The 3,222-nt window shown below is 71.3% G+C and carries 5 protein-coding genes; all 5 read left to right on the top strand.

Features of this window, described 5'->3' with window-relative positions:
* Positions 1-216 precede the first annotated feature (216 nt).
* Positions 217-729, top strand: coding sequence for an NADH-quinone oxidoreductase subunit C (locus tag PKH97_RS13265; RefSeq protein WP_324387985.1), 513 nt, complete (start codon positions 217-219; stop codon positions 727-729).
* Positions 726-1,682 (top strand): NADH-quinone oxidoreductase subunit NuoH, encoded by a 957-nt coding sequence (gene nuoH, locus PKH97_RS13260; protein WP_324387984.1) that lies wholly within the window; start codon positions 726-728, stop codon positions 1,680-1,682. Before PKH97_RS13265 ends, nuoH begins: the two co-directional genes overlap by 4 nt.
* Before the next feature lie 61 nt (positions 1,683-1,743).
* On the top strand, positions 1,744-2,283 hold the full coding sequence (locus PKH97_RS13255) for a 4Fe-4S binding protein (RefSeq protein WP_324387983.1): 540 nt from the start codon (positions 1,744-1,746) through the stop codon (positions 2,281-2,283).
* Positions 2,280-2,789, top strand: coding sequence for an NADH-quinone oxidoreductase subunit J (locus PKH97_RS13250; protein WP_324387982.1), 510 nt, complete (start codon positions 2,280-2,282; stop codon positions 2,787-2,789). Before PKH97_RS13255 ends, PKH97_RS13250 begins: the two co-directional genes overlap by 4 nt.
* The gene (gene nuoK / locus PKH97_RS13245; RefSeq protein WP_324387981.1) at positions 2,786-3,196 is read left to right on the top strand and encodes an NADH-quinone oxidoreductase subunit NuoK; all 411 of its coding nucleotides are present in this window, start codon (positions 2,786-2,788) and stop codon (positions 3,194-3,196) included. Before PKH97_RS13250 ends, nuoK begins: the two co-directional genes overlap by 4 nt.
* Positions 3,197-3,222: the final 26 nt, after the last annotated feature.

Genomic DNA, 3,222 nt, shown 5'->3' with positions numbered 1-3,222 from the left:
TGGCGAACGGCATACCGACCGGGGCGGGCGCGTGGGACGGGTATGCCGCGACCGCGGTCGCCCAGGCCGGGCTGGCCTCGCTGCCTCCGGCCAGCCGTCGCCGTGGCGTTGTACCACCTCCGCACGCGTCGTCGGGGCAGCGCGCACGACCCAGACGCGCTGCGGTGCTTCGCGGGGTCCCGTCGTGAGGCGGAGCCCCTCGCTAGGCTGACCGGCGTGGCGGACGAACGGCGCGTGGTGGACCCCGAGGAGTGGGTGGCCGCTGCGACGGCGGCGCGGGCCGAGGGGTATGCCTACTTCGACTGGCTGACCGCGGTCGATCAGACCGACGCGGAGCCGGCGGGCTTCGACATCGTCTGCCATCTCTTCGACATTCGGCGGCCGGGCGCCCTGCGTGGGCTGTTGCTGACCACGCGCCTCCCCGCAGGTAGGCCGTTGCCGAGCCTGACCGCTGTCTTCGCCGGCTGCGCGTGGCATGAGCGTGAGACGCACGAGATGTTCGGCATCGACGTCACCGGCTTCGACGACGGCAGCGAACTGGGGCTGCGTCCCCTGCTGTTGCCGGACGGCTTCGAGGGCACGCCGCTGCGCAAGGATTTCGTGCTCGCCGCGCGGGTCAGCAAGGACTGGCCGGGCGCCAAGGAGCCCGGGCAGCCGCATGGCGGCGGGCCCGGCCGACGCAAGATGCAGCCGCCCGGCGTGCCCGATCCGGAGTGGGGCCCGCGGTGAGCGTGCTGGAGATCGTGCTCCGTGCGGCCGCCGCCCTGGCCGCGCTCTTGCTGCTGCCGCTGCTCGTCGGCCAGACCGAGCACAAGGTGATGGCGCACATGCAGGGCCGGCTCGGGCCGATGTATGCGGGCGCCTATCACGGGTGGGCGCAGTTGGTCGCGGACGGCGTGAAGTTCGTCCAGAAAGAAGACATCGTTCCAGCGGCCGCCGACAAACGGGTCTTCAAGCTCGCCCCCGGCGTCGCCCTCGTCCCCTACCTGCTGGCCCTCGCGGCGATCCCCATCCACCCCGGCTTCGCGATCGCCGAGGTGCCCGCGGGCGTGATCTACGTGATGGCTGCGACGTCGATCGGCGTGCTCGGGACGTTGATGGCCGGCTGGGCGAGCGCCAACAAGTACGCGTTGATCGGGGCGATGCGCTCCGCCGCCCAGCTGCTCTCCTATGAACTCCCGATGGTCCTGGCCGTGGCATCGGTGGCGCTCGCGGCGGGCACCTTGTCGCTCGGCGGGATCGTCGAGGCGTGGACGCCGATCTGGCTGTTGTGGCAACTCCCGGGCGCACTCGTCTTCCTCGCAGCGGCGGTCGCGGAGTTGCAACGTCCCCCCTTCGACATGCCCATCGCGGACAGCGAGATCGTCTTCGGCCCCTACACCGAATACACCGGCCTGCGCTTCGCGCTCTTCCTGCTCAGCGAATATGCGGGCATCGTGGTGATGTCGCTGCTCTTCGCGACCTTCTATCTGGGGGGGTGGCGCGGTCCGCTGGATGACACCCTCGGCTGGCTGTGGACCCTGCTCAAGGGCTTCGCCATCGCGATCGTGATGATCTGGTTGCGCGTCTCCTGGCCGCGCCTGCGCGAGGACCAATTGCAGCGCTTCGCCTGGCTCGGCCTGATCCCGCTGGCCCTCCTGCAACTGGCCCTGACCGCCGTCGGCGTGGTCTACCTCCAATAGCCGCGCGCCACGGGCGGGTCTGCTCCGGCTCGACGGTCCCGACCGGGCTAGGTTGGAGCCCGTGAGCGAGCGGAAGGGCGTCGTGCCCGGGCTGGTGAAGGGGTTGGCCACGACCGCGCGCACCCTGACACGGCATACGCACACGGCCGAATACCCCGACGTGCGGCCGGAGTTGCCGCCGCGCAGCCGGGGGGTGATCGCGCTGCTCGCCGAGAACTGCACCTCGTGCATGCTTTGCGCACGGGAATGCCCCGACTGGTGCATCTATATCGACGCGCACAAGGAGACCGTGCCGGCGGCCACGCCCGGGGGGCGGGAGCGCCAGCGCAATGTCCTCGACCGCTTCGCCATCGACTATTCGCTGTGCATGTACTGCGGGATCTGCGTGGAGGTCTGCCCCTTCGATGCGCTCTTCTGGAGCCCGCAGTTCGAATACTCCGAGCTCGACATCCGCGACCTATTGCACGAGAAGGAGCGGCTCGGCGCGTGGGTCGAGACCGTCCCGCCGCCCCCGGCGCTCGACCCAGCGGCCGCCGAACCCGCCGAGGTCGCGAGCCAACGCGGACCGGTGCGTCCGGTGCGCGCAAGGAGTGGCGCGTGACCAGTCTCGACATCGCCTTCACGGCGGTCGGGGCGGTGACGATCGCCGCCGGCCTGCTGGCGGTGACCACCCGGCACCTTGTCCACGCGGCCCTGTGGCTGGTGCTGGCCCTCGGCGGCCTCGCAGGCTGCTACCTCGTCCTCGGTGCCGAACTCGTCGCGCTCGTGCAGATCCTCGTCTATGTCGGCGCGGTCGTCGTGCTGGTGATCTTCGCGCTCATGCTCACCCGCGCCCCGATCGGCCCGAGCCCCGACCACGCGACCTCGATGCTGCACCGGGTGCTCGCGGCCGTGATCGCCGGCGGCGTCACCGCTTTGCTGCTCGCCGTCCTCGTCCCGCTCGCCGGGGATGACGCCGTCGAGCGCACGCCCATCGACACCGCCGCGATCTCCGGGCAGCTCTTCGCGACCTGGGTCTGGCCCTTCGAGGCCCTCTCGCTGCTGTTGCTGGTCGCGCTGATCGCCGCGTTCGCCGTCGCCGCCGTCGGCCGGAGGGCGCGCCGATGATCCACCTCGCCCTGCCGTATGCCGTTGCCGCCGCCCTCATCGGCATCGGCAGCTACGGCGTGCTCGCCCGCCGCAACGCCGTGCTCGTCCTGATCGGGATCGAGTTGATGCTCGGCGGCGCCGGGCTGCTGCTCATCACCGCCGGGGCGACCGGCCGCGACACCTGGGCGGCCGGCAATGTGTTGACGCTCTTCGTCATCACCATCGCGGCGGCCGAGGTGGTTGTCGCCCTTGCGGTCATCCTCGCCGTCTTCCGCGCCCGCGGACGGATCGACGTCACCGATGCCCTCGGCAGCGAGTGCCAGTTGGCGACCGAGGCCGCGCCGGGCGGGTCGCCTGGTGCCGTGCCGGCCGGTCCGTCATTGGACGCCGCTTCTGCCGGCGCGCCGACAAGGCCGGCGCCATGACCAGCGCGCAGCTCTACGCCCTGGCG

Source organism: Nostocoides sp. (assembly GCF_035343835.1).
Lineage (GTDB): Bacteria > Actinomycetota > Actinomycetes > Actinomycetales > Dermatophilaceae > Nostocoides_A > Nostocoides_A vanveenii.
Note: the sequence above shows the minus strand (reverse complement) of the source record. Positions and strands in the feature narration are given on the sequence as shown.

Coding starts and splice junctions, on each gene's coding strand:
- nuoK (WP_324387981.1), top strand. CDS start 2,786: ATGATCCACCTCGCCCTGCCGTATGCCGTTGCCGCCGCCCTCATCGGC.